We start from the raw sequence: 23,665 nt of genomic DNA, 5'->3' as shown, positions 1-23,665 counted from the left end.
AGCGCCATCCCTAAAAGATGGCGCTTTTTTGATTATATCTCTGTTGTACGGCGACGCATGAACCATATTGACCCAGCTACAAGAAGTAAGCCAACAAATACAAGAGCTGTTTGATTGGCTCCATCTGTTTGTGGTAATTTACCTTGTGCTCTTAGCTGTGCTTCTAAGCGCTCTGCATCCGCTTTGATTTTATTAATATCAATAGCTTGAGCCACCTCAGTCTGCTCATCTTTTGATAGTTTACTATATTTTTTCAGGAAATCTTTATAAGCATCCAACGTATCTTTAGTTACGTTTGATGGATTATACGGTGGTAATTGTTTCCCTTGATCAATAACATTTTGTACTGATGTGCCACCATTACCAGGAGTTGTAGGTTTGTTAGTATCTGGTTTTGGTTTATTTGGTTCAACTGGTTTGTTTGGATCTGGATTTGGTTTATTAGGACCAACTGGTTTCCCAGGATCCGGATTTGGTTTGTTTGGATCAACTGGCTTCTCTGGATCCGGATTTGGTTTGTTTGGATCAATCGGCTTCTCTGGATCTGGATTTGGTTTGTTTGGATCAACCGGCTGCCCTGGCTCTGATGTGGGATTATCAGGATCAGTTGGATTTGTTACAGGTGGTGTAGGCTGAATTTTAGCCTCACACGTATTACCTACTGTTACTGTACCAAGGATTGTAATACCATTCTCTTTGACAATATATTTACCAGGCCTAATTAATGAATTACTTATAGTAATTTGACCTATATTATTTGTTGTAAATTCTGTTGAACCATTCTCTTCTATTACTACACCAGCTTCATCTGTGAATGTTACTTTGACACCTTCACGAGGCTGACCATACATATTGTTAATCGTTAATGTAAAGTTTGGACACGCAGGGGCAATTGATAAGTCTACTTTACAAATTTGTTTGTAAGAAACTACAATTTCTCCTAAATAAACTTTATTGTCATAAACGTCATACTTACCTGCGGGTACATCTTTAGAAACAAATGTCATACTACCATCCGCTTCTAGAACTGTTGAAATAACGTTACCTTGTTTATCTTTAATAACAACGTCTTTCCCCGCCTTAATTAGGACATTATTTTCATCCTTTAACTCTACTGTAAAGCGCTCGCAGGCTGGTGTTTGTTGAACTTCTGCTTGGCAATTAATATTGCTGGAGAATTCCCCAATTTTATTGCCATCCTTATCAAATACACTATAAACACCTGGCTCTAAATCTTTTAATTCTACTTTACCGTCTTTTGTTTCTTCAGTAGCTACCGTTTTGCCATCTAAATCTTTAATCGTTACTTTCGTTTTATCTTCTATTAATTTTCCATCAACATCTTTGACCGTTAGTTCGAACGTTTCACATTTTGGTGCTTGTATAATTGTAAATTCATAACCACAGTTTTTCTTGTATGTCAGTGTAACTGTACCCAAAAATTGGTTACCCTCGTATATTGTGTATTCACCTGGTTTTACACCAGTAATAGGATCATTTGAATGAACAATAAACTTACCTACTGCGTCAGGAGATACCTTTGTCACTACTGTAGTCCCTTGTTTTAATGTTAATTCTAAAATATTTGTACGAATATTACCTTGACCATCTTTCACTACAATTGTGTAGTTTTCACATTTTGGCACTGGTTGAACTACAGCTTTACATCCACCATCATATTTCACTGTTACCTTTCCTAATTCACCTTCAACTGAATGAGTTACTGTATACTCACCAGCAGTAAAATAATTAGGTAATGTCACTTTGCCATTTGTTACTTTGTACGGTGCTGTTTCTGTACCATTGGGATCCTTTAATGTAACTGTACCTGTAGTAATGGAATGACCATCAATATCCTTAATTGCTATTTCGAATTGTGTACAACTACCACCAACTATTGGTGTCGTATTGACAATTTTTGTTATTAAGTCTGGCTGCTTATTTAGTGTCGTGTTTTCATCTAACTTAAATTTAAAATCAGACATTTTAGTATAACCAGTTGGTGGTGCTACTTCACGGATGAGATAGTCATTGTACGGCACATTTTCAAATGTGAATTCACCATTTGCATCTGTAGTAGCTGTTTGTATGATATATTCATTTGGTTTTGCAGTTTTTTTAATTAGTTGGAATTCAACACCAGCTAAATTTTCTTTAAATTGACCTGTAGCTGAATCGATGCCAATTTTTTTGAATTTGGCACTGCCTCGTGTTGACGAAAAATCTGATTCAGAGCTACTAAAGCTAAATTTACCCTTATAGTCACTCTCAGTTTTTTGATTAGCCTTTGTTTGCCCCGTATAATGCAATGTTGCTGTATTTTCTAATGCATCACCGATTTGGCCAAAGCCTATTGTTTTATACTGTACTTGATACCCTTTTCGATTTAAATCAGGGAATTCGAGGCTAAAGCCACCTTGAGTATCAAACTTGACAGTTACCCCTAATTGCAGAGGTGTTTTCCAGGTAGATCCATTTTGAATACCTGTTTTAGATACTGTGTATGGTGCTAATAGAATACTACTTTCCAATAACATTAAATTATTACCTGGTAAATCTGTTAAGATGACATTTTGACCTAAATCAGAATGAGATTTATTCACATCCAATGTCCAAGTAATTGTTTCTTTACTCGCGTTTTGTTGTGGTTTATTTTTTGTCACTAAATTGTTCGCTACATTCTCATCAATTTTTACTGGCGTTGATTCCAGCGTAAATTCTTGCGTACCTTTTGTTTTAAATGTGGCATCATTCGTATATACATTCCCTCTATCAGTAGACGTATCAGAACCAATACCTAAAATATGATCGTCATCCATTGTGTTATAACGAACAACATATGCTTGGTAGTTTATGTCTCCTGATAAGGAATCACTGAATGTTAATGTAAAGCCTTTATCTGTTTCCGCTGAAATTGTGTAATTATTCGAGTCAATCGGTGTAGTACCAATAGTTCCGCCTGTATCACTACCACCTAAATTAGTTAAAGGTAACACTTCAATTGTTCCCGGTAAATACTTATGTCCCACACCAACTGTATCAATTAAAATAGCTCCATTAATATCCTTTTTATTGATATTCACTTTTACATCCCATGTAAATTGCTGCGTGGAGTAGTTGAACGTTCCCGATTTACTGCCATTATTAACAGTAGTTGATTGTGGAATATAGCTCGCAGAAGCTGATTTTTCATATAATTTACCGCCACTTGTCCACTCTGTAGCAGCTGTATTTCCATACCCTTGCTTTTGTACAGTACCCTCATCACCAATTGCGAAGCTCGTTTGATAAGTGATAGTTGATGTACTACCTGCTGGTACGTTAATACCTGAAATTGTAAAGCCTTTTTTCTTATCTCCGGCAATTAGAGTATAAGAAGTTGCTATACCATTAAGCTTTACAGTGTTATCTATTAACTCATGCACCCCATCTGCAGCACCGGCTGTAAATGTATCTGTTAGTGTTAGGTTGTTAATTGGTTTAGTTGGATTATCAGATACAATGTTGATTGTCCATGTAATTACTTTTTTATCAAAATCAACTGTATATGATTTTTGTAATAGGTTTTCAGTAAGTACATAGTTTATATTCTTCTCTTTACCTGAACCGCTTGTCACACTATTATTAAACGGCCCTGCTTCATGTTCATAAAAATCCTGTTTACTATATTTCGCATCATACACAATTGTATAGGCATCTGAAATATCGTTATCAAAGGTTAATGTAAAGCTTTTAGCATTTCCAGTTGTAGGATTAATAGTAAATCCATTTGTTACTCTATTAGCTTCCGAAACTGTTGTCGCCACATTGCCAGCTGCATCATTCATTTTATAAACCTTAATGCTTGATGCATGGATTTCGTGAGGACCTTTAATTGTATCTATAACATATGCATCAGTTTGATCGATACTTAACAAATTATGATTGTAATCAATATGCCACTTTGTTTCGTAGTTTGTATTTTTATCTAACTTTTTATCTAGCGCTTTTCCATACGTAATGGTGTGCGTTGCCGTATTAGAAGATTCTATTTGTCCATCATTAGTAAATAGTACCTTGTTATTAAAGTTAACTACACCATCACGTTTATCCGCCTCTAATGTTACAGACGTTTTATACGTAATTTTATAGGCATACTTACCAGTCAGCGTACTTTCAATATCGCTCCAACTACCATTTGTCAGAACAATGTTTTCTGTACTTGTTCTCACACCATTAAGACCGACCTCATATTGATAAACATTTACGGAATTAGCCATAATTTCATGTGATGTTGGCTCGTCTGTTAAAGTTGGATTACTTAATAATTTACCTGCTTCATTAACCCATACCTGCCATTCCATCTCATGGTTACCATTTGCTGCAGGTGTAGGAGTCCCTAGTTTCTCCTTACTTACCTTTTTGTGGCTCGTTGAAGGTAAAAAAGTAAATTTAACTTTAATTATCTCACTACCGCCTGTGGCTGCAGGAATTTCCAGATCCTGCTCAATGTCGTCAGAAAGGTTATTAAAACCAGAATTGAATGTAATGGTTAAATCCTCTGGTTGAGAGCTTCCTGAGCCGGGCTCCATACCACTTAACTCTACACGAACTTTATTATCCGTAGTTACATAATTATATGTGATACCGTTTACTGTTTTGCTACCGGCGAATGCCCCGTCAAAATCAATTAACGACTGCGGCAATTGGAATTCAAACCAACTCCCGTCTCCCCAAGCTTCTGCTTGACTATCTTGCATTGGCACGGAAAATTTAACCGTGAAATTAGCTGTTGTATTTGGATCTAACTCTGTACCAAATTCACCTGCTCCAACTGTTTTTTCACCTATTTTCATTACAAATGATAATAGTGAAGCTGGAATTTCTTGAGGAACCAATGGTGAATTATCCACTGGCAATGTTTTAGCGGGTTCATCATCCACTTTTTCTTCTTCAGGAGCTTGGCCCTCAGGATCTTGCTCCTTGTTTTCATTTTCTTGCGGTGTTGTAGAAAGCTCTTCTTCACCTATGTTATCTTCTGAAAAATCTGTGTCATCGCTCACTGGTGTAGATGGATTTTTTTCCATTTCATCATCCGAACCATTGTCATTCACGACTGGTGGTGTCGAAAGGTCTTCAGATGCAAATACTGACAGTGGGCTGAGTAGTGTTTGGAACACTAACAACATGGTCAGCATAGCAATGTTCAATTTTTTTCTCATGACACTCCTCTTTTCTAATAGATAGAGAGCTTGATTGTTTACTACGACGATAGCTTTCTTTCATTTTCAGTTAAAGCCTGCCACAAACAATGGTGTCTCTCCTCCCTGAAATTAACTTGTCATTCTTGTGAATAAAAGCCAAATTGTATCCTAACATAGGACATAGGAATTAACAAATTATAGACTTTCCTGTATTTCATTTTAGATGCATTACTTTTGCGACGTATAAAACAACATACATCACCACCTTTCATCATTTTTGATACATTATAACTACAAGCACTGAACAGATTCTAAACAATCATCTAAACATACAAAAAAAACAGTAAACATCGCTCCTTTGAACGTGTTTACTGCTTTCTATTTCATATTTTATTTACCGTCTCTTCTCAACAAAGTTAATATTCTCTGTTTAATGGTTGAATGCGTTGAATCATCTTCTAAAAAATCTAAAGGAAAATATATTTTATGGTCACGCTTCATCCGACCTGAAATGGAATCAACAATAATTGATTCACGTGAAAGCTCACGTAGTTCACCATTTTTCATTTCTAGGAAAATCGGCACGCGCACTTCCTCTTCACCAGGTCTGTAAAAATCATACGGCAGATCTGCCGTTGTATCATGAACAAGATAATAGTCTGGGTTCAAGTCTGCCTCTTTGAAAAGTTCCTGTAGTTTTTGATATTTATCAAGCTCTACTCCTGGATCTAAATCAATGTATTGGAATAGCTTACGATTAACAAAGCGACGACTTAAATCACTTAGAATAGTATCTTCCTCTTGCATCCATAGTTGAAAATATGTAAAAAGAATACTCTCATCTAAGGCAAGATAATCCTCGAGCGTAATTGCGTTACGGAAAAATGCTAGGAAGTGTGTAGGTTCATGCTTAAATATATAGCCTTCCAAGCTCAATTGTTTTACTCGTTTTAAAATTTTATTTAAAATCACCTCTGCACTTCGTGACACAGGATGGAAGTAAATTTGTAAGTACATTTGATAGCGACTCATAATATAATCTTCTACTGCATGCATACCAGTAGCTTTTATGACCACTTGGTTTTTTCGAGGACGCATTACTCTTAAAATCCGCTCCATATCAAAGTGACCATAACTAACGCCAGTAAAATAAGCATCACGTTGTAGATAATCCATACGATCCGCATCAATTTGGCTTGAAATTAAGCTAATGACTTGTTTGTTTGGATATGTCTTTTCGATTACTTGTGATACCTTTTCAGGAAAATCAGCTGCCACTTTTTTCAACACAGCATTGACTTCCGTATCACCCAATAAAATTTCTCTCGTATAATATTCATGATCCAGCTCAAAGACATTTTCAAATGCATGTGAGAATGGCCCATGTCCTAAATCATGTAGGAGTGCCGCACATAGCACTAAAAGTCGTTCACCCTCATCCCAATCTGGACGACCAACAAAGATATCATCCACTATACGGCGTACTATTTCATAAACACCAAGCGAATGGCTAAAGCGGCTGTGTTCCGCCCCATGAAAGACTAAAAATGTGGTACCAAGCTGACGAATTCTACGTAAACGCTGAAATTCTCTTGTACCTACTAAATCCCATATCACTTGGTCTCGAACATGTACATAACGGTGAACAGGGTCTTTAAATACCTTTTCTTCTTGTAATTTAGCGTTTGCATATGTCATTTGTATAGCACCCCCATTTTGTTATAGTTCTATTATATGCGATAAATCTAGGACTAGCATACTTATTCACTTTTTTCTATAGATACTAACAACCTTTTTCAATCTATTCACAATTATTCTAAATTTCTATTGAATAAATGAACAAAAAGCTTTCTCCAACCAAGTAGAGACAGCTTTTTGTTTTACTTATTCTTTAATTTTGTTAAAACCTTTTCCATTAGTTCTTCTTCTGTTAACGCAGCAACAGGGCGGCTATTTACGAAGGTAAATGTTTTTTTGCGTCCTGGACCACAATAAGAATGACAGCCAATTTCGATGGTTGCATCAGGATCGATTTCCTTTAATTTTGGAATTAACGTTTTTAAGTTAACGGCCTGACATTCATCGCAAACTTTAAACTCGTTTGCCATCTTGTCAACAACCCTTTCTATATAGTATTTTTCAAACAAAAACCGCTCGCTCTATGGAACGTATGACCTTCACATATTTAAGTATGCAGCATACGTACAAACCTACAACGGGTATTGTATCGTACTTTTCCCCTTCTATTCAAGCATAATTCCTTTCACATGGATGAATAAAAGGTTAAAAGATTGGTCATGCTAGTCTTAAATAATAAGTTCCAAAAAAGGTGGAGGTTTTTAATATGAGTAAAATCAGACAAGATGCTTGGTTAGAAGAAAATGATGAATTATTAGCAGAGGCGGTCATTCGTCACGTAACGGAGGGAAGCACACAGCTAAACGCTTTTGAAGAAGCTGGTGATGCGTTAAATCGTACGGCTGCAGCCTGTGGTTTCCGTTGGAATGCTGTTGTTCGGAAAGAATATGAAGAACAATTAGCAGAGGCTAAAAAAGAAAGAAAAGAAAGAATGCGAGTGTTAGGAGCTCCTGCAAGACGTCGCACTTCTAGTATGTTTACAGTAAATAGTAGTGCAGCAGAAGGAAAATCAATTCCGCTATCTGCTCTTTCTCTTGATATTGTTATAGCTTATTTACTACGTTTACAGCATTCTGGTGAAGTAGGCAATGAATCTTCAAAATGGAGACAACTTGTTCATGTAACATCAGAGAAAAATAAAAAACTAGAGAAAACAATTACAAAGCTCGAAGAAGAAAACCGAGCAATCCGCAAAGATTACGAACAATTCGTTCAAATTATGAATCGTGCTAGACGACTTGTTACATTAGATGAAGAGGAAGAACGTGTTGCACCAGTTTTTAAAATGGAGAAAAACGGAAATCTCGTAGTAAGTAGTTCTAATTTCCAGCCTGAAAATGGCGATGCGCTTAATTAGCAGCATCGCCTTTTTTTTATGTGTGTTCATAGTAGTCTCTATTCATGTCGTTCTAGCATTTTGGCATTACGCTCAAAAACACGCTTTAAATAGAAACCGTATAATGTTAATTCTTCGTCATGAAAAGATTCTGGATGTACATTTCCACCTAAGTGATGAAGGTATTGCTGTAGACGAATAACGACTGCCTCTACTGTTAAATGTGGATCGACAAGCTCCGATAATGATGCCATGACTTCAGGAACGATTTGTGGATAAGTAAATTTCGTCTCTTCCTGCTGTAAGCTTTCCTCGTAAAAATCTCGAATAAGGGCAGCACGCTGTGAGCCGCTACCTTCTATACATAAATAGATTTGTACAGCTACACCTTGGCGTAAACGCCTTTGTGAAATCCCTGCAAACTTTTTCCCTTCAATACTTAGATCATACGAACCGGGGCAATATGAGCCTACTATTTCATAGGCTTCAATCTTCTCAGCCACCTCTGGAAATAAACCTTTGACGAGGTCGACCATCACATCATAGCCATCATTTATGCTTAAAGAATTCATTTGCTCAGATAATACAATGGAAATGTTTAGAACCCCTTCATCAAGGACAACAGCTAATCCACCTGAATTCCGAACGATAGGTTGATAACCTCTCGATTTCAGTAAATCCATTCCCTGCTGTACATATGGTAAACGATGATCTTGGATGCCAAGCACAACAGATGCCTCGTGAACCCATGTCCGAACAGTTGGTGGTGATACTAATTGTCCAACTAGCTGGCACAACGTATCATCGGTTGCAAAGGATTCTAACGGAGATCGCTGCTTTGCGCTAATTGATTGATCATAATAACGCCAATTTGGCTGCTGTAAAATACTTTTCATATTGGTACTCCTCTAATTCCATCTCTTCTCTTTAGCATACATCATCTAAAGTTGGTGTCAAATTCGTGAAAACCATTCATGAACTTAGGGATTTTGCACAAACTATGATAAACTAATTTTGAATAGTATTCACTTATAAAGGAGTGTTTTCAATAATGAATGAAGCAGCAATTACGTTAGATGGATGGTACGCTTTACATGATTTTCGCTCAATTGATTGGGCTTCATGGAAGCTCGTTTCTGCTGAAGAACGTCAAGCAGCAGTAGAAGAATTTCTTGCTTATTTAGAGAAATTAAATGAAGCAGATCTCGCTAAAACAGGTGCTCATGCCTTCTATGCAATCGTTGGTCAAAAGGCTGACTTTATGATTATGACATTGCGTGAAACAATGGATGAGCTACAAGAGCTTGAAGCAGAATTTAATAAATTAGCCATTGCTGATTTTACAATTCCTACATACTCTTATGTATCTGTTGTTGAGCTTTCAAACTATTTAGCTGGTGAATCAAATGAAGATCCATACCAAAATCCACATGTACGTGCACGTCTATACCCTGAGCTTCCTCGTTCTAAATATGTGTGCTTCTACCCTATGGATAAACGCCGTCAAGGGAATGATAACTGGTACATGCTATCAATGGATGAGCGTAAATCATTAATGCGTTCTCATGGTATGATTGGTCGCGGTTATGCTGGTAAAGTAAAGCAAATTATTACAGGCTCTGTTGGCTTTGATGATCACGAGTGGGGCGTTACATTATTTGCTGATGACGTTTTACAATTCAAAAAATTAGTGTATGAAATGCGCTTTGATGAAGTATCTGCTCGCTATGGTGAGTTTGGTGCATTCTTCGTCGGAAATCTACTTGATAACGATAAATTAGTTACATTCTTAACGGTTTAATACGTACATTAAAAAATGCGGGTCCCTAGTGAGGACTCGCATTTTTTAAATTTCGTTTTCTTCCGCATTCTCAGCTTCAAATATTAAGATGATTGTATGAATAAAAAATCCGGTAAGAATCATCAGAAAGACCAAATACCAATTATACGGCTGATGATAGTATTCTGCTATCCCGACTGCCATAAAGGCACTAATAATTATTGCTACAAACATACTAAAAATACGCATTGTAACGCTCCTTCATGAAAGCAAAAATAAATTCAACCTTAGTATGTCTCTGAATATCGTTACTATACTGGCTAAGCAAAATTATCTATAAAATAAAAAAGTGCCATCCCTCTGCGATGACACTTCCTTAATCATTGAATTTACTTTTTTTCATATTTCCTCAAGAGCTTTCGTCCTTTACTTTTAAAATTAAGATGATCGTTTGAATAAAAAAACCAATCACTATTATTAAAATAAATAGATACCAATGGAGCGGCTGTCCATAATACTCCCCTAGTAAAAAGGCCAGCACCGCACTTAGTAATATCCCAAACCATACCCCTATTTCCATAAGTAATCACCTCACATGTACGGCCTACACATGCAATTTATTGATCTCCTATTCCCCTATTTATACCTTTTTCTATTTACCCAATTTTTCATAAACGTTATCTAATATGAATGGCTTTTAGATTATTTTTTACGGACTTGTCGTTATTATTACTATATGCGTAGTACCTTTGTTGTGTGAATTTCTTTCTTCACAAAATTGAACATGTCTACAATACCATCATGCATATACTGACAGCGAGGAGGTATGAAAATCGCTGTTATTAAGACGAATGATGCCCAGACAGCCCTGCTAGCAAGGCTTATGCGTGCCGAGGCAGAAGGCGAAGGTGAGTTAGGCATGCTGATGGTTGGGAATGTTGGCGTTAATCGTGTAAGGGGTGATTGTTTAGATTTTGGTGATATTCGAACAATTGAACAGATGGTTTATCAGCGTCCAGGTGGCTTTGAAGCAACTCAAAAAAGTTATTTTTATCAACGAGCACGTGATCAAGATATCCGGTTAGCCAAAAGGGTGATTCAAGGCGAAAGATTTCATCCAGCTAACCGTTCCTTGTGGTTTTTCATGCCGGCGGGCGATTGTCCTGCACAATGGTATGGCCAATGGAATACAGGCAGATACAAATCTCATTGCTTCTTCTCGCCAACTGAAGAAGATTGTCCTCAAATTTAAAAAGAAAGTAGGTTGATTATTGATGATGCCTTATTATTGGACACCAACAACGCAACAACAAATGACTCCTCCTCCAGTCACAATCCCGACCGGACGACCACCAGGCCGCGAAGAGTCCTATATAGAAAATATTTTACGGTTGAATCGCGGAAAACCAGCTACCTTCCATTTTTCTTTTGAGCATGCAGTGGAACAAGGCAAAAACACAAAAACTGTGCGTGGTGTAGTAGAGGCTGCTGGACGAGATCATGTTATCATTCGTGAACTTAAATCCAATCATCGCTTCTTATTCCCAATGATTTACTTCGATTTTGCTGAATATGATGAAGAAATGGCTTATTTTAATCAAAATCCATAATCGCTATATTGTATCTTAAAAATCCGCAATACTCTCACTGACAACAGTCGATGAGAGTATGCGGATTTTTAACTTGCGCTAGATTAATATTCTTTTAAATATTCCAATGTAGCTTTTCCTAAAGTTTTAGCAGCTATTAGCATTGCACGTTCATCAAAATTAAAGCGCGCGTGATGATGTGGATAAGCTGTTTCCCATTCTGGACTTTTCGCACCTGTGAAGAAGAATGTACCAGGTACTTTTTCTAAATAATATGCAAAATCCTCTCCAACCATAAACGGTGGACAAGTTTTCACTTGCTCTACACCTGGGACAGTTGACGCTAACTGTGCTACAAACTCCGTTTCCTTCTGATGGTTATACACAGGTGGATAACCTCTTGTATAACGGTATTCATAGCTTGCTCCAAAGGCTAGACAAGTGGCGTTTAGAACGGCTTCTAGCTCCTGCTCCATCTGTGTGCGCACATCTTCCTCAAAGGTGCGAATTGTGCCTGCCAATTTAACACGATCAGCAATCACATTAAACGGATTAATTGCCTCGAAATGACCAATTGTTAAAACGGCTGACTTTAATGGATCAATACGTCTTGAGATAAGTTGTTGTGCGCTGATTACAAACTGCGAGGCAAGAGTAACTGCATCAATGGAGTGATGTGGTTCGGCACCATGGCCACCCTTCCCTTGAATAGCAATTTCTACTTTGTCTGCAGCTGCCATAATGGCGCCGTCTTTCACTAAAATTTCCCCTATCGGAGTGGGAGCCCAGAGATGTGTACCAAAAATAACATCTACACCATCTAAACACCCATCCTCTATCATCGACTTGGCCCCACCTGGTGCCACCTCTTCAGCGTGCTGATGAATAAATATAATATTTCCTGTGATTTCAGATTTCATTTTATTGAGTGCCTTAGCTAATCCTAGTAATGTTGCTGTATGACCATCATGCCCGCAAGCATGCATTTTACCCGCGACCTTTGATTTATAAGGTAAATCATTTTCCTCCTGGATCGCTAATGCATCAAAATCAGCCCGTAACGCCACTGTTTTTCCTGGCCTTGCACCACGTAGCACGGCAACTACACCTCTTCCACCTACCCCTTCACGAACCTCATGACCCAATTCTTTATGATAGGCAGCTATATAGGCTGGTGTCTCCACTTCTTCAAAGGATAATTCAGGATATTCGTGCAAGTGACGACGAATCCCTACCATCTCTTCATAATTCTCATCTATTAAAGTAAATAGCTTTTCCATCCTACACAACCTCTCTTTTTGTATTTTCGAAATATTGCAAGTAATAGTAGTAGTGTACTATAAATTCTTACAAAAAGAATAGGATTTAAATCGTAATCTTACAAAATAAAGAAAAAACCCTCCTACAAATCATGTAAGAGAGTCCTAATTTTAAATTAACGAGCATGTTTTAAAGCCGATAAAATAATAAGTATCCATCCAATTAAAAATAGTACACCACCAATTGGTGTAATCGCGCCCAATACTTTAATACCACTAATCGCTAATACGTATAAGCTACCAGAAAAGAAGACAATCCCAAAATTAAAGAAAATTCCTGCCAAATTCAATTGCTTCACTTCACCAAATAATTTAGAACTCATTAATAGTCCGATTACTAACAAACCAGTAGCATGGAACATTTGATATTGAACAGCCGTCTCCCAAATACCTTGACTATAATCATCTAAAATTTCCTTTAAAGCGTGTGCACCAAATGCACCAAAGGCTACTGCTAATAGGCCATGGAGAGCCCCTGTCACGATAAATTTTTTCATTGCGCGTTACCCTACCTTTAATATTGATTAAAAATCAAAAATTGAATCACCATTGGCTCCATCTTCTTCAATTTTGGATGTAGATAAACTAGATGGCTTCATCTCTGATACAAGCATTTGTGGTAAATGCTTAGAAGGTGTTGTGATAGATGGCGTATTACTAGGAGAATCTAACACCACATCACATAATGCTCGAATTGCTGTAAGAGCTTCGCGGATCTGCTGATCATTCCCTGCATTTTTTGCACCAGATAGTTGTTTTTCAAGTTGTTGTATAACGGCTTGATAAGGAATCATTGCATTCTCCTACTTTCTACTTTTGGTACAAATTTTAAACATTCCATACCTGAGGATTGTTTCACGACAACGGATGGAATTTGTTTTGTTTTAAAGCCATATGCGACACAGGCACGTGGAGTCTGAGGGTCCCAGGTTACTTTAAAAAAATGACATTGAAAACAATTCGTCTTCATCGTTGTCCCTCTCTTTCATCTATCTTAACTGTATCACGATTTATGTAGTGTATAAAGTAAACGATTTGTGCCAATCTATGCTAAACACCAATCAATTGGTTGTTTACCCCATTCTACTAATTGTTGATTAATCTTTGAATAAGGTTTACTCCCAAAGAATCCTCGATAAGCACTTAATGGGCTAGGATGTGGTGCTTCTAATATGACATGTGGCGTGTCATATTTGCGTATCAACTGTTTTTTTCGTTGCGCAGGCTTACCCCACAGTACAAAAATAAGTGGTTCCTCTCTTGCAGCTAGCTTATCGATAACCGCATCAGTGAACTGCTCCCAACCTTGATCTTTATGGGAATTTGCCTGTCCAGCTCGCACGGTAAGAACTGTGTTCAAAAGCATAACACCTTGTTCTGCCCACTTCGTCAAAGTTCCATCTTTAGGAATTGAACAGCCGAGATCATCTTGTAGCTCTTGTAGCATATTTCGTAAGCTAGGTGGATGGGGAATACCTGGCTTGACAGAAAAGCTTAACCCATGCGCTTGATTAGGGCCATGATATGGGTCTTGTCCTAAAATAATGACCTTCACATGTTGATATGCTGTTGTATAAAATGCATTCATTACATCCTGCATAGGAGGATAAATAGTGTGCGTTGAATATTCATTAGCAATAAATTGACGTAATGTGTGATAGTATGGTTTTTCTAACTCTGCTGCAAGTATTTCTTGCCAATCATTCGGGAATACTTGTTTCATCGTCCTTTAAGCCCCTTTCTTTTCTTACAACGGTACAAAAAATCATCCATGAATTCAAGTCTCAGCACAAACTGACCATATAAAAATATCAAATTCTGACTATTTTTATAGAATCAGAATAAGACTATACTAAATGGTAATTTTAACACTCTTAACAATAAAGGAGATCTTTTCATGACTCTAAAAAAAACATTAACAATTGCTGGTTCTGATACATCCGGCGGCGCAGGTATGCAGGCCGATCTTAAAACATTTCAAGAGCACGGTACATACGGTATGGTGGCTTTAACAGTTGTCGTAACAATGGACCCAAATGGTTGGACACATAATGTCACACCATTACCAACTGAACTTCTACAAAAACAAATTGATACTGCCCTTTCAACAGGAATTGATGCTATTAAAACAGGCATGCTATCTACGGAAGAGATTATTCGTCTTGCTGGAGAGGCTATTGCAAAATCAGGGACGACAAACGTTGTCATTGATCCTGTGATGGTTTGTAAAGGGGACGATGAAGTCCTAAACCCTGGCAACACAGATGCTATGATACAACATCTTCTACCATTAGCAGCAGTCACAACACCTAATCTTTTTGAAGCTGGCCAATTGGCTGGGACAGGTACGCCCAAAACGATTGATGAGATGAAAACAGCCGCACGAAAAATCCACGAGCTTGGGGCTAAGGCTGTAGTCATTAAAGGTGGAAAAGCATTAGCTACAGAAAAAGCAACAGACCTATTCTTCGATGGAGAAGCATTTTACTTATTAGAATCCGAAAAAGTTGCTTCCACTAATAACCACGGTGCAGGCTGCACTTTTGCAGCTTCTATTACTGCAAATCTCGCAAATGGATTGTCTGTTATGGATTCTGTTATTGAAGCAAAAGAGTTTGTATCCGCAGCCATTGCACATGGTTGGGCTCTTAACGACTATGTTGGTCCCGTCATGCATGGAGCAAAATCCCGCTTTGGTGCTCCACAAATAACAGTCACTGAAATTTAACATTGAAAGGGATGTCTCTAAGATTATGGAGACATCCCTCTTTTACATATCATCCAATGGATCAGTCATGAATATAAGTTTGCCCAGAGCCACTCCTCTATTCCTGCACAAGGGGGGAATCAACAGAGGTTTCTTGTTTTCATTTAATACTACGAAGGTTACTATCGTAGTCACCTCAATCATGTTACATCCACGCTCCCTCAAAAATTATCCCTATCATCCTGAGTCAAAAAATGAGTTTAATACCTAAATATTACATACAAATAATGCGTTAATTTCTAGAAATCCCGCTGAATAAAGATAAAAAAATGGACAAGATACGTTAGGACTTCATCCCCCATATATTAGCTTTAGATGGGAGGGGAAAAGATGAAAAAACAAAAGGCAGAGGACTTAACTGAGGAATCAGGTTTATTAGCTGGAGAAATAACCTCTTCAAAAGTAGAAGTACTAGCTTCCATTGTCTTAACACTCGGCTACTCATTGTCCACCCTCGCCACAATAATGGCACTCCAGGAGGAAGAGGAACTAGCACAAGAAAAAAAGACCAAAAATGAAGATCAAAATCTTTATATGAGACAAATGTTTAAACAATTGCAAAGTGTCAATAATCGTTTAGAAACAATCGAAAGAAAGCTTAATCGATACTAAAAAATACATAGCCTATCCATAAACTTAATAAAAAACCGCGCTTCTCCGTCATAAAGAGAAACGCGGTTTTTTATTATACTATGATAATGAGCTTCATTCTTCTCCCTTTTACACAAAGCACGATGTAAGATGCTGGAGGAACGTCATCTATTGTACCAAGATAGAATTCGTTTTCACCTAGTTTTACCATCCTTCAGCATTTAGTGCTGTCTACACACGATTTTGGAAGAAGCTATGGTTACAATATCTTTTCAGGTGTGAAACCGTATACAAAATGACACATTTTGTACATATATTTTCACACCCCTTATATTGATACATTACAATAATTTTTTCAAGAATATTGCTCGGAAAGTCGTCATAGATTAATAGTTAATGATTCACCCTTCCATGATTTAGTAGAAGATTGCCTACTCTAGAAGGTAGTGGATGAATCTGGATAAGCCTCTGTCGGAAGACAAAGATTTTGAGTAGTCGTGGCAATGAAGCTCTTAAAAATCTTGGTGGCCTTATGTGAAGGTATAAGTTTTACAACTCATTAATTTGTACGTATGAAGCAATCAATTTCCCTTTGCTAATTTTTTTTACTATACTTAAAGGAGAAATGATCGAGAGGAGTGTTAAGATGCAAGAAGTACAAGTAGAGACGTTGCAAGAATTACTAAATTCTTTCGCCAACAAAGACGTTTATATTCATCTTGAGACGACAAACGGATCTTATGCAGCACACTATGATGAAAAGTTCTTTAATGCAGGTGCCTTTATACGCAACGCAAAAATTAATTATGAACTTGCTAAAGTTGTAGACAAGACACCTCATCGTGTTGGGTTAAAATTACCTCATGGCTGGGTTTATGCGCAAGGCATTACTCATTATGAATTAGATGATTTAGGCCGTTTATTAATGGCTGGTTTAGATTACTCTGGAAAATTGGCGATTGCACTTGAAATAAGTGAAGCGCCATTTACTTACTAAGGGGGACGACTCTTTGAATTTACAACCACAACGTCATATTTTAATTGTGTACCCTCACCCAGATGATGAGGCTTTTTCAGTAGCTGGCACGACTGCCTACTATACAAAAAAAATGAATACACCTGTTACATATGCCTGCTTAACATTAGGTGAAATGGGCCGTAATTTAGGTAATCCCCCGTTTGCTACACGCGAATCATTACCAGAAATACGTCGTAAAGAATTAATTGCAGCCGCAGAAGCAATGGGTATTCAAGATTTACGTATGATGGGTCTTCGTGATAAAACAATCGAATTTGAAGACGATGAGAAGATGGTAAAGCTGGTAGAAGGTTTAATTGAAGAGCTAATGCCTTCATTAATTATTACGTTCTTACCTGGTTTTGCGGTACATCCAGACCATGAAGCAACCGCGCGTGCTGTCGTTGAGGCTGTACGTCGTATGCCTAAGGCTGCACGTCCGCAAGTATTTGGCTGTGCCTTCGCAAACGATACTATTGAAAAAAATGGTGAGCCTCATGTGGTCTATGATATTCGCGAAATGCGAATGGATAAATTACAAGCATTACAGGCACACGCATCACAAACTGGTTGGATGATGCAAGAAACAGAAAAACGCATTGATGATGGAGAACCGATGAGCGAAAGCTGGCTAAATGTTGAAAGATTCTACATTGTTGATCCTGATAAATATGTAAAATAAATAAAAGGTTCTGTCCTCTCATGATTGGAGAACAGAGCCTCTTTTAATTAGGTAGATTTTACTTTATTTAGTTTATGCACGATAAACGTGATCGAAAAGGCAATCAATAAAAACAGGAAGAAAAAATAATGAGGTATATGAATATTAACAACACTTACTAACATTTTTAACCCTATAACCCCAATAATGATGAAAGCAGTCGCTTCTAGCTCAGGAATTTTTTCGATCATAATTAAAAATACACCCGCTATTGTCCTCATCATTAGGATTCCTAACATACCTCCAATTAGAAGCACCCATACTTGATCTGAAATAGCAAAGGCGGCAAATATTGAATCAATGGAAAAAGCAATATCCATCAGCTCTACGGAAATAACCGTTGCCCAAAAGGTCCCAAAGAAACGAACCATCAATCCTGATTTTTTTACCACCTTCACACTATCCTCATTTCCAAGTTGAAGGAAATGAGCGATACAGAGCCATCCTAAATACAACGCACCTAACACTTTAATAAACCAAAACTCTACAAGATAAACTCCTATTCCAATAAATAAAAATCTGAAAAAATAAGCTCCTAGCATCCCATACATTAAAGCTCGTTTTCGTTGCTTATCTGGCAAATGTTTGACAAGTACTGCTAATACAAGTGCATTATCTGCTGACAACAATCCTTCTATAATAATTAATGAAAATATTAGTCCCCATGATACAGGATCCACTAATACTTCCTGCCACATTGCCCAATCGAAAAATTGGCTATATGTAGATAGAATTCCTTGAATGATTTCCACTGCTTACCCTCCCACTTGTCCTAAGCTAATCTAGTATATGCTTGACCCATTTTGATATGAAAGTTGTATTTTTTTGATCAATGATGCCTCCGTATAATCGCGGCTAGGCCTCTAAAAAAAACGATTTCCTTTACACCTGGAAATGGTCCATAAAAGTGGGGCTTACCTATGTTTAACGCTTCATTTTCCATACAAAAAGTAAGGTAAATAAAGATAAAACGCTTACATTATAAAATAGACACGGAAAATTTAGAATTTACTAAAAATTAAGTCCAAAAAGCACAAAAAGTGTGCTATCATAGATAAATGTTTTAAACGTAAAACGGAGGATGAATACTATGGAAGTTGCTGATACTAGAACCGTGCAAGTGGAGAATGTCCTCATTGCACACCATTTTTTAAAAGACGTAGTTGTGCATACACCTCTACAAAGAAACGACTATTTATCAGAAAAATATGGCGCAAATATTTATTTTAAACGTGAGGATTTACAACATGTACGCTCATTCAAGCTTCGTGGCGCCTATTATAAAATCAAAAAAATCGAGGATGAAGCGCGCAATGTTGGCGTTGTTTGTGCCAGCGCAGGCAACCACGCACAAGGTGTAGCTTATGCCTGTGCCCAATTAAAAATCCAAGCTAGCATTTTTATGCCTCAAACTACACCGAAGCAAAAAATAGACCAAGTGCGTATGTTTGGTCGTGAGTATGTGGAGATTATTTTAGCGGGTGACACGTTCGATGACTCTGCTGAAAGTGCACTAAGTTTCTGTGAAGAACAAGGAAAAATCTTCATTCACCCATTTGATGATTTCGATGTTATTGCTGGGCAAGGAACTGTGGCGGTAGAAATCATGAATGATATGGAAGAGCCAATCGACTACGTATTTGGCAGTATCGGTGGTGGTGGCTTAATGTCTGGTGTTTCTGCCTATATTAAAAACCTTTCCCCATCTAGCAAAATTATTGGTGTAGAGCCTGCAGGTGCTGGCAGTATGAAGGCTGCTTTTGCTGAAGGTGGCACAGTTGCTCTTGATTGGATTGACAAATTCGTCGATGGAGCTGCCGTAAAGTGTGTCGGTCATCATACTTATGATGTTTGTCGCCGTTATTTAGACGACATTATTCTTGTACCTGAGGGAAAAGTATGTACAACCATTTTAGATTTGTACAATAAACATGCGATTATTGCTGAGCCTGCTGGTGCATTGTCAGTTGCAGCTCTTGATTTTTATAAAGAAGAAATCAAAGGAAAGTCTGTTGTCGTTATCATCAGTGGTGGGAATAACGATATTGGACGTATGCAGGAAATTAAAGAAAAGTCTCTTATTCATGAAGGCTTACTTTACTACTTCATCGTCAGCTTCCCCCAACGGGCAGGTGCTCTTCGTCAATTCCTAACTAGCGTGCTAGGACCTAATGATGATATTACAACCTTTGAATATACTAAGAAAAACAATAAAGAAAGCGGTCCTGCTCTAGTCGGCATCGAGCTTGGTGATCGATCAGATTACGAGGGGTTACTAGCGAGAATGAACGAATTTGGCTTCAAATACAAAGAAGTTAACAATGATATTCAGCTATTTGGCCTACTCGTGTAAATGAAAGAGTCTCACTTTTATCAAGTGAGGCTTTTTCTATGTTTAAATATTTGAGAGTCACCTCAACAGCATCTTTCTCAACCATTTATATAGATGAACGGAGCAAGGGAGGCAGCTCGACCCTCACATCATTGTAAATGAAAAAACTATAGGCAAACCCAAATGTCATTGAGTTTGCCTATAGTCTGACACTCATACGAATGTATGAACGATATACCTTTATCCTAATAAAGCACGGTCCGAATTCATTTTCTCACCACGAATGCGTTCAAATTCAGCCATTAAATCAGGTATCGTTAATTCATGCTTACGATCTTCCGCAACTTCTAAAATAATTTGACCTTTATCCATCATAATTAGGCGATTCCCTAAATCTAAAGCTTGTTGCATATTATGTGTAACCATCAATGTCGTTAACTGATCTTTTTCTACTAAATACTTTGTAATACGGGTGATCAATTCAGCACGTGATGGATCAAGCGCAGCCGTATGCTCATCTAACAATAATATAGATGGTTTTGTAAAAGTGGCCATTAACAGAGACAAAGCTTGACGTTCCCCTCCGGAAAGTAAGCCAACCTTTGCAGAAAGTCGGTTTTCTAAATTTAATCCAAGCATCTCTAACGATTCAATAAAAAACTCACGACGTTTTTTGTCTACACCTCTTCGCAATCCTCTACTCTTATTACGGGAATAGGCTAGTGCTAAATTCTCCTCAATCGTCATAGCAGGTGCTGTCCCCGCCATTGGATCCTGGAAAACACGACCTATAAATTGCGAGCGCTTATACTCAGGCAAATGAGTAACATTGTTACCATCAATCGAAACCGTGCCGAAATCTGGTGTTAGGGCGCCAGAAATCATATTCATCATCGTTGATTTACCTGCCCCATTACTCCCAATAATAGTAACAAAATCACCAGGCTTTAAATGTAGGTTAATTTCTGCTAGAGCGATCTTTTCATCCGGTGTCCCTTCATTGAACACCTTATTTATACCGTGTAATTTAAGCAAGGCCTTTTCCTCCTTGCTCTACTTGTTTGATTTGCGTAAGTTCAGCAGCCCGTTTAGCCTTACGTTTACGTTCCTTACGTTTGTTAATAAATTGAGGCAAGATCAACGCCAAAATGACAATGATAGCTGTAATTAATTTCATATCTCCTGAATCCAGGAAGTCTACACGTAAAGCTAAAGCTAAAATAATACGATAAATAATAGCTCCAGCGATGACTGCAAAAGTGGTACGAATAATGGTCTTTGTACCAAAAATAGCTTCCCCGATAATGACAGATGCAAGCCCGATCACAATCATACCAATTCCCATACTTACATCAGCAAACTTCGAATATTGTGCGATTAAAGCTCCAGAAAATGCGACAAGTGCGTTGGAAAGTCCTAGCCCTAAAATAATGAGTGTATCTGTATTGGCTGAGAAGCTGCGAATCATTCGTTTATTATCACCAGTAGCCCGAATAGCAAGCCCAACCTCTGTTTTTAAGAACCAATCTGCCACTAATTTTATTAAAATTGTAATAATTACAATGACAATTAGTACACTCCAAGTACCTGGTACTTGCTGAATCCCCATACCTTTTAATAGGCTGTTGAGAGCATCATCTATCCCTAAATTACTCCAAAACGCTTGAAACTTTGAAAATATCGTTTCAGAGTTTAGTAATGGAATATTTGGACGACCTATCGTATTTTCTGCAGTTAACCCCATGATCCGTAGGTTAATCGAATATAAGGCAATCATCATTAAAATCCCTGATAATAGTGGGTTTATCTTCCCTTTTGTGTGAAGGATTCCTGTCATACATCCAGCAATAAATCCAGCAACAATTGCCACTAAAGTCGCTAAGATTGGGTGGTAGCCAAGCAAAACCATCGTTGCTGCTGTCGCTGCCCCTGTTACAAAGCTTCCATCAACCGTTAAATCCGGAAAATCTAACACCCGAAATGTTAAATACACACCAAGTGCCATAATTGCATAGATGATTCCTTGCTCCACTGCGCCAAATAATGCTAAAAACATCGTTGAATCATCTCCTAAATCTCTTTATTATTCTACTGCTGGTAAATGAAGATAAAGCGGGGATAGTTCCCCCGCTTCAAGTTATTTTTCTAGAAGTTCTGCACCCCAAGAATCTTTAATTTCAATCCCTAAATCATCTGCTACTTTTTTATTAATTAATAGCTTTAGATTTTGTGGATATTGCGCTGGCGTTTCAGCAGGTGTTGCTTCACCTTTTAAAATTTTCACTGCCATTTGCCCAGCCTCATACCCAATGTCGGAATATTCAAAACCATACGCAGCTAAACCGCCTCGCGCCACAGAGTCAAGCTCCCCTACTATTAAAGGCAATTTATTGGCATTTGCTACATCGATGACAGACTCTAAAGCAGAGACTACTGTATTGTCCGTAATAATATAGAGTGCATCGACTTTACCGATTAAAGATTCAGTTGCTTGTTTTACCTCTGCAGAAGTTGCAGCTGAAGCCTCTTTAACCTCAAGACCTTGCTCAGCCATTACTTTTTTTACTTCCTTCACCTGTGCTACAGAGTTTTGCTCACCAGCGTTGTAGACCATACCAATGTTTTTAGCACCTAGCTCTTTTAAAAATGCAACCGTTTTAGAAATCGTTTCAGGATGTAAATCGATAGTACCTGTAACATTTTTCCCTGGCTTCTCCATCGATTCTATGAGCTGAGCACCTACAGCATCTGTTACAGAAGTAAAGATAATTGGAATATCACTTGTTGCTGTTGCCGCGGCCTGTGCAGAAGGTGTAGAGTTAGCAAATATTAAATCTACGTTTGCACTTACTAGATTGTTAGCAATCGTTGTGTTAAGACTATTATCGCCTTGTGCGATTTGTGGATCATACTCAACTTTTAAACCTGCATCTTCAATCGCCTTTTTAAAGCCTTCCGTCGCTGCATTTAAAGAAGGGTGCTCTACAATTTGCGTAATTCCGATTTTATATGTTTTATCATCTGTGTTCCCGCTGTCACTTGCGTTATTCGTTTCGTTCCCTTTTGATTCTGTTGAACTAGTCCCACCACTACCACAAGCAGCAAGTAGTAATACTAATCCAAAGAGTAGGAATGAAAGCTTTTTGACATTGCTCTTCACCATTAATCCCCCCGATTAAGTTCTCGAATATCTACCACACTTTATCCAAACAAAGTGTGAATGTATCGCTATATTATCGTTATTATTGAGCTCCGTCAACAACATTATGAATGTTCTGACTTTTATATTTCACAAAAAAATTTAGCATTTCATTTAATTTGGCGCTTTAAACCGCTAAACTACGCTATTTACGTTATTGGATTCCTTTTTAAAAAATAGTAAAAAATATTT

24 protein-coding genes are annotated in these 23,665 nt (G+C 37.7%); 9 read left to right on the top strand and 15 right to left on the bottom strand.

Translation table 11 applies throughout. The features are described from left to right. Nucleotides 1-32 precede the first annotated feature (32 nt). From MKX57_RS02440 to MKX57_RS02430, 3 genes are all read right to left on the bottom strand, one after another. Nucleotides 33-5,201: a collagen binding domain-containing protein gene (locus tag MKX57_RS02440; RefSeq protein WP_342550722.1), complete on the bottom strand. Its 5,169-nt coding sequence runs from the start codon at nucleotides 5,199-5,201 to the stop codon at nucleotides 33-35. A gap of 372 nt (nucleotides 5,202-5,573) precedes the next feature. Next, nucleotides 5,574-6,881: an HD domain-containing protein gene (locus MKX57_RS02435; RefSeq protein WP_008179126.1), complete on the bottom strand. Its 1,308-nt coding sequence runs from the start codon at nucleotides 6,879-6,881 to the stop codon at nucleotides 5,574-5,576. A gap of 182 nt (nucleotides 6,882-7,063) precedes the next feature. Next, on the bottom strand, nucleotides 7,064-7,291 hold the full coding sequence (locus MKX57_RS02430; protein WP_008179127.1) for a DUF1450 domain-containing protein: 228 nt from the start codon (nucleotides 7,289-7,291) through the stop codon (nucleotides 7,064-7,066). Nucleotides 7,292-7,527: 236 nt separating this feature from the next. On the opposite strand from MKX57_RS02430, the gene MKX57_RS02425 reads away from it, so the two are divergent. After that, on the top strand, nucleotides 7,528-8,178 hold the full coding sequence (locus tag MKX57_RS02425; RefSeq protein WP_025115432.1) for an RsfA family transcriptional regulator: 651 nt from the start codon (nucleotides 7,528-7,530) through the stop codon (nucleotides 8,176-8,178). Nucleotides 8,179-8,216: 38 nt separating this feature from the next. Here the strand turns inward: MKX57_RS02425 and MKX57_RS02420 are convergent, their stop codons facing one another. Next, complete coding sequence (locus MKX57_RS02420) at nucleotides 8,217-9,053, bottom strand: lipoate--protein ligase family protein (RefSeq protein WP_089986045.1); 837 nt, start codon at nucleotides 9,051-9,053, stop codon at nucleotides 8,217-8,219. A 155-nt stretch (nucleotides 9,054-9,208) separates the two neighbouring features. Between MKX57_RS02420 and hemQ the strand changes: the two genes are divergently transcribed. After that, nucleotides 9,209-9,958 (top strand): hydrogen peroxide-dependent heme synthase, encoded by a 750-nt coding sequence (gene hemQ, locus MKX57_RS02415; RefSeq protein WP_089986044.1) that lies wholly within the window; start codon nucleotides 9,209-9,211, stop codon nucleotides 9,956-9,958. Between the two features lie 45 nt (nucleotides 9,959-10,003). On the opposite strand, the gene MKX57_RS02410 is transcribed toward hemQ, so the two are convergent. Then, complete coding sequence (locus MKX57_RS02410) at nucleotides 10,004-10,186, bottom strand: hypothetical protein (RefSeq protein ID WP_008176013.1); 183 nt, start codon at nucleotides 10,184-10,186, stop codon at nucleotides 10,004-10,006. 160 nt (nucleotides 10,187-10,346) lie between these two features. After that, on the bottom strand, nucleotides 10,347-10,517 hold the full coding sequence (locus MKX57_RS02405) for a hypothetical protein (RefSeq protein WP_008176015.1): 171 nt from the start codon (nucleotides 10,515-10,517) through the stop codon (nucleotides 10,347-10,349). A 246-nt stretch (nucleotides 10,518-10,763) separates the two neighbouring features. Between MKX57_RS02405 and MKX57_RS02400 the strand changes: the two genes are divergently transcribed. Continuing rightward, the gene (locus MKX57_RS02400) at nucleotides 10,764-11,189 is read left to right on the top strand and encodes a cell wall hydrolase (protein ID WP_008176016.1); all 426 of its coding nucleotides are present in this window, start codon (nucleotides 10,764-10,766) and stop codon (nucleotides 11,187-11,189) included. Nucleotides 11,190-11,211: 22 nt separating this feature from the next. Next, nucleotides 11,212-11,547, top strand: a complete 336-nt coding sequence (gene gerQ, locus MKX57_RS02395; protein ID WP_008176019.1) for a spore coat protein GerQ — start codon at nucleotides 11,212-11,214, stop codon at nucleotides 11,545-11,547. Nucleotides 11,548-11,630: 83 nt separating this feature from the next. Here the strand turns inward: gerQ and MKX57_RS02390 are convergent, their stop codons facing one another. The 5 genes from MKX57_RS02390 to MKX57_RS02370 form a co-directional block, all read right to left on the bottom strand. Beyond that, on the bottom strand, nucleotides 11,631-12,806 hold the full coding sequence (locus tag MKX57_RS02390) for an amidohydrolase (protein WP_090002927.1): 1,176 nt from the start codon (nucleotides 12,804-12,806) through the stop codon (nucleotides 11,631-11,633). A 155-nt stretch (nucleotides 12,807-12,961) separates the two neighbouring features. Then, on the bottom strand, nucleotides 12,962-13,342 hold the full coding sequence (locus tag MKX57_RS02385) for a DUF423 domain-containing protein (protein WP_008176022.1): 381 nt from the start codon (nucleotides 13,340-13,342) through the stop codon (nucleotides 12,962-12,964). A 27-nt stretch (nucleotides 13,343-13,369) separates the two neighbouring features. Further along, nucleotides 13,370-13,639 (bottom strand): YwdI family protein, encoded by a 270-nt coding sequence (locus tag MKX57_RS02380; RefSeq protein ID WP_008176024.1) that lies wholly within the window; start codon nucleotides 13,637-13,639, stop codon nucleotides 13,370-13,372. Next, a complete protein-coding gene (locus MKX57_RS02375; RefSeq protein ID WP_089986041.1) occupies nucleotides 13,636-13,815 on the bottom strand; it encodes a uracil-DNA glycosylase in 180 nt (59 codons plus the stop codon). Before MKX57_RS02375 ends, MKX57_RS02380 begins: the two co-directional genes overlap by 4 nt. Before the next feature lie 75 nt (nucleotides 13,816-13,890). Continuing rightward, a complete protein-coding gene (locus MKX57_RS02370; RefSeq protein WP_008176027.1) occupies nucleotides 13,891-14,568 on the bottom strand; it encodes a uracil-DNA glycosylase in 678 nt (225 codons plus the stop codon). A gap of 174 nt (nucleotides 14,569-14,742) precedes the next feature. Between MKX57_RS02370 and thiD the strand changes: the two genes are divergently transcribed. The 4 genes from thiD (at nucleotide 14,743) to bshB2 (ending at nucleotide 17,903) form a co-directional block, all read left to right on the top strand. Then, a complete protein-coding gene (gene thiD, locus MKX57_RS02365; protein WP_090002926.1) occupies nucleotides 14,743-15,573 on the top strand; it encodes a bifunctional hydroxymethylpyrimidine kinase/phosphomethylpyrimidine kinase in 831 nt (276 codons plus the stop codon). A 369-nt stretch (nucleotides 15,574-15,942) separates the two neighbouring features. Next, the gene (locus MKX57_RS02360; protein WP_089986038.1) at nucleotides 15,943-16,224 is read left to right on the top strand and encodes a hypothetical protein; all 282 of its coding nucleotides are present in this window, start codon (nucleotides 15,943-15,945) and stop codon (nucleotides 16,222-16,224) included. 625 nt (nucleotides 16,225-16,849) lie between these two features. Next, the gene (locus MKX57_RS02355) at nucleotides 16,850-17,200 is read left to right on the top strand and encodes a YojF family protein (RefSeq protein ID WP_089986037.1); all 351 of its coding nucleotides are present in this window, start codon (nucleotides 16,850-16,852) and stop codon (nucleotides 17,198-17,200) included. A gap of 13 nt (nucleotides 17,201-17,213) precedes the next feature. Further along, the gene (bshB2, locus tag MKX57_RS02350) at nucleotides 17,214-17,903 is read left to right on the top strand and encodes a bacillithiol biosynthesis deacetylase BshB2 (RefSeq protein WP_008176035.1); all 690 of its coding nucleotides are present in this window, start codon (nucleotides 17,214-17,216) and stop codon (nucleotides 17,901-17,903) included. A 47-nt stretch (nucleotides 17,904-17,950) separates the two neighbouring features. On the opposite strand, the gene MKX57_RS02345 is transcribed toward bshB2, so the two are convergent. After that, entirely contained in the window at nucleotides 17,951-18,694 is a 744-nt protein-coding gene (locus MKX57_RS02345) for a TerC family protein (RefSeq protein WP_008176037.1), read from the bottom strand. Nucleotides 18,695-19,032: 338 nt separating this feature from the next. Between MKX57_RS02345 and ilvA the strand changes: the two genes are divergently transcribed. After that, nucleotides 19,033-20,295, top strand: a complete 1,263-nt coding sequence (gene ilvA / locus MKX57_RS02340) for a threonine ammonia-lyase IlvA (RefSeq protein WP_043990070.1) — start codon at nucleotides 19,033-19,035, stop codon at nucleotides 20,293-20,295. 219 nt (nucleotides 20,296-20,514) lie between these two features. Here ilvA and MKX57_RS02335 read toward each other — a convergent pair whose 3' ends face one another. The 3 genes from MKX57_RS02335 to MKX57_RS02325 all read right to left on the bottom strand — a co-directional run bounded on the left by MKX57_RS02335 (nucleotide 20,515) and on the right by MKX57_RS02325 (nucleotide 23,434). Continuing rightward, the gene (locus MKX57_RS02335) at nucleotides 20,515-21,309 is read right to left on the bottom strand and encodes an ABC transporter ATP-binding protein (RefSeq protein ID WP_239354130.1); all 795 of its coding nucleotides are present in this window, start codon (nucleotides 21,307-21,309) and stop codon (nucleotides 20,515-20,517) included. Further along, on the bottom strand, nucleotides 21,302-22,330 hold the full coding sequence (locus MKX57_RS02330) for an ABC transporter permease (protein ID WP_008176042.1): 1,029 nt from the start codon (nucleotides 22,328-22,330) through the stop codon (nucleotides 21,302-21,304). The genes MKX57_RS02335 and MKX57_RS02330 overlap by 8 nt, the downstream gene beginning before the upstream one ends. An 81-nt stretch (nucleotides 22,331-22,411) precedes the next feature. Next, entirely contained in the window at nucleotides 22,412-23,434 is a 1,023-nt protein-coding gene (locus MKX57_RS02325; RefSeq protein ID WP_164908777.1) for an ABC transporter substrate-binding protein, read from the bottom strand. Nucleotides 23,435-23,665: the final 231 nt, after the last annotated feature.

Origin of the sequence: Lysinibacillus sp. FSL M8-0216 (assembly GCF_038595555.1) — a bacterium.
GTDB lineage: Bacteria > Bacillota > Bacilli > Bacillales_A > Planococcaceae > Lysinibacillus > Lysinibacillus fusiformis.
This window is presented reverse-complemented; position numbering and strand designations above follow the sequence as displayed.

Coding starts and splice junctions, on each gene's coding strand:
- MKX57_RS02440 (WP_342550722.1), bottom strand. CDS start 5,201: ATGAGAAAAAAATTGAACATTGCTATGCTGACCATGTTGTTAGTGTTC.
- MKX57_RS02435 (WP_008179126.1), bottom strand. CDS start 6,881: ATGACATATGCAAACGCTAAATTACAAGAAGAAAAGGTATTTAAAGAC.
- MKX57_RS02430 (WP_008179127.1), bottom strand. CDS start 7,291: ATGGCAAACGAGTTTAAAGTTTGCGATGAATGTCAGGCCGTTAACTTA.
- MKX57_RS02425 (WP_025115432.1), top strand. CDS start 7,528: ATGAGTAAAATCAGACAAGATGCTTGGTTAGAAGAAAATGATGAATTA.
- MKX57_RS02420 (WP_089986045.1), bottom strand. CDS start 9,053: ATGAAAAGTATTTTACAGCAGCCAAATTGGCGTTATTATGATCAATCA.
- hemQ (WP_089986044.1), top strand. CDS start 9,209: ATGAATGAAGCAGCAATTACGTTAGATGGATGGTACGCTTTACATGAT.
- MKX57_RS02410 (WP_008176013.1), bottom strand. CDS start 10,186: ATGCGTATTTTTAGTATGTTTGTAGCAATAATTATTAGTGCCTTTATG.
- MKX57_RS02405 (WP_008176015.1), bottom strand. CDS start 10,517: ATGGAAATAGGGGTATGGTTTGGGATATTACTAAGTGCGGTGCTGGCC.
- MKX57_RS02400 (WP_008176016.1), top strand. CDS start 10,764: ATGAAAATCGCTGTTATTAAGACGAATGATGCCCAGACAGCCCTGCTA.
- gerQ (WP_008176019.1), top strand. CDS start 11,212: ATGATGCCTTATTATTGGACACCAACAACGCAACAACAAATGACTCCT.
- MKX57_RS02390 (WP_090002927.1), bottom strand. CDS start 12,806: ATGGAAAAGCTATTTACTTTAATAGATGAGAATTATGAAGAGATGGTA.
- MKX57_RS02385 (WP_008176022.1), bottom strand. CDS start 13,342: ATGAAAAAATTTATCGTGACAGGGGCTCTCCATGGCCTATTAGCAGTA.
- MKX57_RS02380 (WP_008176024.1), bottom strand. CDS start 13,639: ATGATTCCTTATCAAGCCGTTATACAACAACTTGAAAAACAACTATCT.
- MKX57_RS02375 (WP_089986041.1), bottom strand. CDS start 13,815: ATGAAGACGAATTGTTTTCAATGTCATTTTTTTAAAGTAACCTGGGAC.
- MKX57_RS02370 (WP_008176027.1), bottom strand. CDS start 14,568: ATGAAACAAGTATTCCCGAATGATTGGCAAGAAATACTTGCAGCAGAG.
- thiD (WP_090002926.1), top strand. CDS start 14,743: ATGACTCTAAAAAAAACATTAACAATTGCTGGTTCTGATACATCCGGC.
- MKX57_RS02360 (WP_089986038.1), top strand. CDS start 15,943: ATGAAAAAACAAAAGGCAGAGGACTTAACTGAGGAATCAGGTTTATTA.
- MKX57_RS02355 (WP_089986037.1), top strand. CDS start 16,850: ATGCAAGAAGTACAAGTAGAGACGTTGCAAGAATTACTAAATTCTTTC.
- ilvA (WP_043990070.1), top strand. CDS start 19,033: ATGGAAGTTGCTGATACTAGAACCGTGCAAGTGGAGAATGTCCTCATT.
- MKX57_RS02330 (WP_008176042.1), bottom strand. CDS start 22,330: ATGTTTTTAGCATTATTTGGCGCAGTGGAGCAAGGAATCATCTATGCA.